The organism is Roseivivax halodurans JCM 10272 (assembly GCF_000521785.1).
GTDB classification, from domain to species: Bacteria; Pseudomonadota; Alphaproteobacteria; order Rhodobacterales; family Rhodobacteraceae; genus Roseivivax; species Roseivivax halodurans.
The window spans coordinates 25,934-31,933 of the sequence record NZ_JALZ01000033.1 but is presented as its reverse complement, the minus strand read 5'-3'; the positions used below and the strand labels follow the sequence as shown (position 1 = coordinate 31,933).

The following is a 6,000-nucleotide window of genomic DNA, read 5'->3' as shown; positions in this document are numbered from 1 at the left end:
CCGACTTCTTCAGCAGCCTGTTAAGACTCTAAGTAGCGCCATGAGGTGCAGTTCAGGGAATGGGTAAGGCGGGCTCGGAGCCGCCGTCCACGGCGCCAGGTATTGGTTCTGGAAGTGCGGGACTTTCCGGTCGTTCGGCAACCAACCGATGCACTTGCAGCATGAAGATGACGATCATTTCCCGACAAGACGCGCCGGTCATCGCCCCGGGGCCTGCCATGCGACTTGGGGAAGCATGGTGCAAGACGCGCCATCTGCGGGTCTGTCAGCCAGCAGAGATTGCTCATGCCACCGCTCGCTTTTCGAGCCCTGAATCGTGCCTCAGCGGGCCAATCTATGGGTCCCGAGGCTAATCTCGACCAGGGTTTCAAAGTATACGCCATATATTTCGCGCGTTTCACCGCCGCGTAATATATATTACCTCCGATATCTCGAATGCACGAATGCACGAATGTAGCATTCGTAACGAACTTGTTCGTGGATATCGAAGAGCCGATCGTTATTCTTGGAATTGCGATACTCGTCGCACAGTGAAAACCGGGTCGTGCCTCGCACACCCCAAGAGGGAATTGACAGATGAATGTTTTCAATAGGGTCCTCGCGACCTGCGGCATGGCAATGACCCTGGCCGCACCTGCATTCGCGCAGCAGGAGGAAATGGATATCACAAGCATCACCTGCGCGGAATTCGGCGACATGGACGAGCAGGGTCAGCTGGCCGCTGCGGCCGCACTCGTCGAACGTCTTGCCTCAGGACAGAGCGCGTCTTCGGCGCGCGTTCGTCTTGATAGCATCTGTGGCAGCAACGAGGGTTCGACAGCTCTCATCGTGGCGGCCACTTCGGGCATGAGCATGGACGACTGACACTGCCATCTTTCGCTGCCGCGTTTGAAACGGCGACAGGCCACGCCTTAGTGCGTGGCCTGCTTGTGTTGACAAGTCCAATTCGGTCCATCCGATGCCGGCATCCGCTTCCATGACGATTTCATTCCCGCTACGCGTCGCGCGGCAAACCAATCCGCCGGTTACTCCATTCATACATGCTAACTAAATTGCGGCCTGACCCTTCGGCCGCAATTCACCTTTCCGCGCGCCGCGCCGCATCGGTGGCAATTCCCATAGGCATCCGGACGGCAAGGGAAAGGAAACTGCCCCGTTCTTTCACGGGGAATGTGCAAGCCTCGCCGATCACCCTTCCTGGATATCGTCCGTCGATCCTGGCGGCGCGAACCACGCGGTCAGCGCCTCGGTTGCGCTGAGCAGGAGGACCCCGCCCGCCAGCCAGACGATCAGCTCGAACGGGGCAAACGGAGTTCCCTGCAGCCAGCGCCGGACGAGTCCTCCCTCCGCGGGGAGCGCATCGATCCCGAAGAGCCCGCCCGACCAGAGGGGAAGCACCCAGAACCGGCTCGCAAAGGCGACGGCCACGCCGCCGAGGATCGCCAGAGACAGGGCGACGAGGCGCCGCATCAGGGTGCGCGCTCCAGCGTCGCGGGATCCACGGTCAGGACAAGGAGGTCGCCGTGGCGCCGCACCAGCCCCTCGAGCGTCACGTATTCTCCGACCCAGTCGTAGAGCTCGGGCGGCATCGGAGCCTCGGCCGTGCCGGCGATCAACAGGAAGCTCGCGCCCGCCACCGGCCGGGTCGAGACGAAGACAGGCGGCAGGCCGTTCAGGATACAGAGGTTGGCGCAGGCCTTGTGCGCGATCCCGAGGCCGGGAAGCATCGCTCCCGACGCGCATTTTCCGTCGCAGATCTCGCCCGCCAGCGCCCACCGTCCGAGCGGCTCTGGGGCGGGAAGCGCGGGGGCCGAAGCTCCGGTCGCCGGGCCGAGGCCCGCCTCACCGCCCCCGATCTGCAGCATGTCGAGCGTGCCGCGCGTCAGCAGGATGCCGGAAGCCGTGGCGAGCCGCCCTTCGAGCGCCCGGGCCCGGGGCAATGCACCGTTCTTGCCCTGCCCCGAAAGCATGAGGGTATGTCCCGGCGCGATCGTGCTCGTGCCTTCGGTCACGTGCAGGACAGGAGCCGGTGTCAGCTCGACGATGCCGGTAACTTTCTGGGGTCCGAGATCGAAGCGGAACGCGCCGGGGCCGGGATCGTCCACCGACCGCGCGACCATTGTGGCAAGGAGCCCCGCGCCAAGGACCAGTACGACCGCCAGCGCGGCGGCGAAGCCGCGACTTCCCCGGGGAAGGCCCACATAACCGACGAAGAAGGGCCGCTCGCTCATGCCGTGACCGCACCGGGGATCGGCACCGGCGCCTGCGGAGTGCCGGGCGGAGCTGTGGTCGGATCGACCTGCACACGACCGGCCACGATCCTGAGCGCGAAGGTGGGCACCATTTCCGTGAAGGGCGGCGGCGCGCGCCCGGTCCGCGGTTCGTACTGGAAGCCGTGCCACGGACAGGTCACGAGGCAGTCGATGATCCGCCCCTCGCCGAGGGGGCCGTTCTGGTGCGCACAGGCGTTCGAGATCGCCGACAGCTGCCCCTGGTGGCGGAAGATCGCCACCCGGTCCCCCGAGGGCAGGATGACGATGCGTGCGCGCCCTTCGGCGATGGTCGCGGGATCGCCTGCGTCGATCCAGTCGGATGTCTCCGGCCGGACGCCCCTTCGGTCCTTCAGCGCAGCGATGAGGTGCAGGACCACGACGCCGAGCGCTCCGGCAAACACCACCCACGTGAAGGTGCCACTCCCGCGATCGAGCAGCGCGCCCCAGGCGACATGTGCGACGACCGCCGCGTAAGCGGGGTAGATCAGGTAGTGGAGCCCCTTCCAGACCGGCGGCGTGAGGAACGCCAGCCAGAAATCGTGGCTCGTCGCGGCGAGGATCAGAAGCGCGAGAAGCGCGAAGATCCCGAAAGTCTCGAACGGAAAGCCCGCGACCCCGCCGGCATAGCTGGTATTGGCGAAAAGTACCGTCTGGTACCGCTCGGCGGGGGAGAACGCGAAGTACCAGTTCAGGATGAGGGAGGCATGCGAGAGCGCCACCGCCGCGGTCAGGACGCCGAAATGACGGCGATTGTAGAGTAGCGGCAGGAAACGGGCGTCGAGACGCGCAAGCGGCCCGATGCAGAGGATGATTGTCATCATCGCGAAGGCGCAGGCGCCGAAGGCGCGGGCGTTGCGGATCGGGCCCGAGACCTCGCGCGCGTGCCCGAGTACGGCCGCGTCGATCCGCAGGAAGGCCCAGAGGAAGACCGCCATGCCCGCGAGAAGGACCGCGTCGTAGCCCCATTTGAAGCGGTTCCACTGGACGGGGACGTACTTGACGCTCATGGCGCGGCGTCCGCGAGCCGCCGCGGTTCGAATCCCGCCGGCCAGTCTTGCCGCGCGCCCAGAGACAGGCCGAGCGCGGCAAGAACGAGGATCGCCATCGCGACCGCAGCCGCGCCATGGGCCGAGGGCGGGCGATACCGCGCGATCCACGGGCTGCCGCGCTCGATGCACCACCAGCGCCACAACACGAGCGGCCAGATCAGAAGGATGCCCGGAACCAGCAGCGTCCGGAAGACGAAGGCGTTGCGCGCGTTGGCATCGATCCGCCCGATCCCGATCGTCAGGAACAGCGCGGCAACCCCTGCCCCGATCCAGAGCCACGTCCTGACCAGCGCCAAGATCGCCGCCGCGGCGCTCACCGCACGCCCCCGTACGCGATGCCCGAAAGCTCGGCCATCTCGCGCTTCCAGGTCGTGAGGTCCCTCGCCTCGAACTTCGCGACATGGTCGTGCCCGCAAGCGCGCGCCATGACCTGCATCAGCTCGGTCGCCGCGGCGAAGAAGGTGGCGAGACGCCGGGCGGATGTCTCGACCACGAGGCGGTTGACGAGGTGAGGCCGCTGCGTCGCGATGCCGACGGGGCAGTTGCCGGTATGGCAGGCGCGCATCGCGATGCATCCGATCGCCTGCATGGCCGCGGTCGATAGCGCCGCCGCGTCGGCGCCGAGCGCCATCGCCTTGATGAAGTCCGCCGGCGTGCGCAGCCCGCCCGTGACGATCAGCGTGACGTCCGGCGCGGTCCGGTCGAGATGGCGTCTGGCGCGCGCGAGCGCCGGGATCGTCGGCACCGAGATGTTGTCCCTGAAGAGCGTGGGCGCAGCTCCGGTGCCGCCGCCGCGCCCGTCGAGGATGATGTAGTCGACCCCCACCTCGAGGGCCGCATCGATGTCCATCTCGATGTGCTGCGCCGACAGCTTGTACCCTAGGGGTATGCCGCCCGTGCGCTCCCGCACCTCGTCGGCGAAGACGCGGATCTGCGCGGGCTCGGTCCAGTCGGGGAAGCGCGCGGGGCTGATCGCGTCCTCCCCCTCCGGCACACCCCGTATCGCGGCGATGCGGCCGGTGTTCTTCCGCCCCGGCAGGTGGCCTCCGGTGCCGGTCTTGGCGCCCTGCCCACCCTTGAAGTGGAACGCCTGGACGCGGTCCAGCTTGTCCCAGGAAAAGCCGAACCGCGCACTCGCCAATTCGTAGAAGTACCTGGAATTGGCCTCCTGCTCCTCGGGAAGCATGCCGCCCTCCCCCGAGCAGATGCCGGTTCCGGCAAGTTCGGCCCCGCGGGCGAGGGCGATCTTCGCGGGTTCCGACAGCGCCCCGAACGAGATGTCCGAGACAAGGAGCGGGATCTTCAGCCGCAGCGGCTTCCGCGACGCGGGTCCGATCACCACGTCGGTGCCGACGGGGGCGTCATCGAGAAGCGGCGCCCGGTGAAGCTGCGCGGTCAGGATCTGGATGTCGTCCCAGGAGGGCAGCGCCCCCCGCGAGACGCCCATCGCGCCGATCTCGCCGTGACCACCCGTGCGCCGGAGGCCGTCGCGGGCATAGGACTGGGTGAGCGCGATATAGGGCTCTTCCTCGGTCCCGTGCGACGGGTCCGCATAAAGCCCCAGATAGGCCGAACGGTCGAAGGGCTGCGGGTTGCAAGCGGCCCAGTCCGCGATCTCGTCCGCGTCGACGAGCACGCGGTCGTCTTCCACGCGGCTCGCGAATTTCTTGAGCCTCTCCTTGTTGGCGTATTCCGACACGCCGGTATCGAGACGGTAATCCCAGTCATGGACCCCGCAGATCAGGTTGCGCCCGCGGACGAACCCGTCCGCCATCAACGCCCCGCGATGCAGGCAGCGGCCGTAGAACACCGACACCTCGTCGTCCCAGCGCACCACGACGAGATCGACCTCTCCCACGAGGGCGTATTGCGGCTCGCGGTCGGCGAGCTCGCCGAAGGTGGCGACCGGGATCATCTCCATCGGACCGGTCCCGCCGGGCCCCGGGCCAGGCCAGCCGCGGCGCCGGACGAGGAGGACGCTCTCCATGGCCGCTCGCCCCGGGAGGAGATCCGCGTCCGGACCGCGGCGGAGACGTTCGGGTGCCGCCCTACATGCACCGCCTCGCGGAAAGCCCAGGACCCCGGGCCCCTTTCGGCGGCGCTCCGGAGGTCATCCTTACCCGTCCGCGGAGGCGCGCCGCCGGTCAGCGCGGCCGAAGGGCCTGCCGGGACATGGCAGCCCTCTGCAGCCGCCGCGCGCCGGGCGGAGAACGTATCGAAGACGGCAAAGACCATCACCGCCGCCCCGTGACATCCCATGGCAGCTGACCTCCCCCACCCATGTTGACCTAGGGTCACATGATGGCAGATTCACCGGAACTGGCAACGAGGTTTGTTGCCGGCTCACAGAATTGCGTCCCATGGAAACGTTTGCGCCTCACCGTACTGTTACGTCCCGGAACATGACCCTCGAATTCTTACCCCGTTGTCATGGGGCAAGCTTGGCCCGTATCGCGGGCGAAATTCTCTGCCACCGCGGTGGTGAATGGATAGACGGTCGAGGAACCGACGATGCGGATGTTCTCGCGCGAATGAGCAAACGCCACGGCGGGGATCACCAGTGCCACGGCGGCGAGGGTCGTAATCTTCATCGGGAAACTCCCTTTGAGGTCCGAACAGGTTTCGGGGCCTGCTCCATTGAGCGGACAATTTCTGAAGAGCGGATATTCCATGCCCGT

General features: G+C 66.8%; 7 protein-coding genes and 1 pseudogene. 1 reads left to right on the top strand and 7 read right to left on the bottom strand.

Features of this window, described 5'->3' with window-relative positions; translation table 11 throughout:
• Window positions 1-179: 179 nt before the first annotated feature.
• A pseudogene (locus OCH239_RS22865) lies at window positions 180-287 on the bottom strand (transposase); the annotation flags it as partial.
• A gap of 325 nt (window positions 288-612) precedes the next feature.
• Between OCH239_RS22865 and OCH239_RS17840 the strand changes: the two are divergent.
• Window positions 613-864, top strand: a complete 252-nt coding sequence (locus OCH239_RS17840; RefSeq protein ID WP_211242021.1) for an HdeA/HdeB family chaperone — start codon at window positions 613-615, stop codon at window positions 862-864.
• Between the two features lie 324 nt (window positions 865-1,188).
• On the opposite strand, the gene OCH239_RS17835 is transcribed toward OCH239_RS17840, so the two are convergent.
• The 6 genes from OCH239_RS17835 to OCH239_RS23380 all read right to left on the bottom strand — a co-directional run bounded on the left by OCH239_RS17835 (window position 1,189) and on the right by OCH239_RS23380 (window position 5,994).
• Window positions 1,189-1,470, bottom strand: coding sequence for a hypothetical protein (locus OCH239_RS17835; RefSeq protein ID WP_051489589.1), 282 nt, complete (start codon window positions 1,468-1,470; stop codon window positions 1,189-1,191).
• Window positions 1,470-2,231: a hypothetical protein gene (locus OCH239_RS17830; RefSeq protein ID WP_037265679.1), complete on the bottom strand. Its 762-nt coding sequence runs from the start codon at window positions 2,229-2,231 to the stop codon at window positions 1,470-1,472. Before OCH239_RS17830 ends, OCH239_RS17835 begins: the two co-directional genes overlap by 1 nt.
• Window positions 2,228-3,280: a Rieske 2Fe-2S domain-containing protein gene (locus OCH239_RS17825; protein ID WP_037265678.1), complete on the bottom strand. Its 1,053-nt coding sequence runs from the start codon at window positions 3,278-3,280 to the stop codon at window positions 2,228-2,230. The genes OCH239_RS17830 and OCH239_RS17825 overlap by 4 nt, the downstream gene beginning before the upstream one ends.
• Window positions 3,277-3,639, bottom strand: coding sequence for a hypothetical protein (locus tag OCH239_RS17820; protein WP_037265674.1), 363 nt, complete (start codon window positions 3,637-3,639; stop codon window positions 3,277-3,279). Before OCH239_RS17820 ends, OCH239_RS17825 begins: the two co-directional genes overlap by 4 nt.
• The gene (locus OCH239_RS17815) at window positions 3,636-5,243 is read right to left on the bottom strand and encodes a glutamate synthase-related protein (RefSeq protein WP_037265697.1); all 1,608 of its coding nucleotides are present in this window, start codon (window positions 5,241-5,243) and stop codon (window positions 3,636-3,638) included. The genes OCH239_RS17820 and OCH239_RS17815 overlap by 4 nt, the downstream gene beginning before the upstream one ends.
• A gap of 496 nt (window positions 5,244-5,739) precedes the next feature.
• Window positions 5,740-5,994, bottom strand: coding sequence for a hypothetical protein (locus tag OCH239_RS23380; protein ID WP_211242020.1), 255 nt, complete (start codon window positions 5,992-5,994; stop codon window positions 5,740-5,742).
• Window positions 5,995-6,000: the final 6 nt, after the last annotated feature.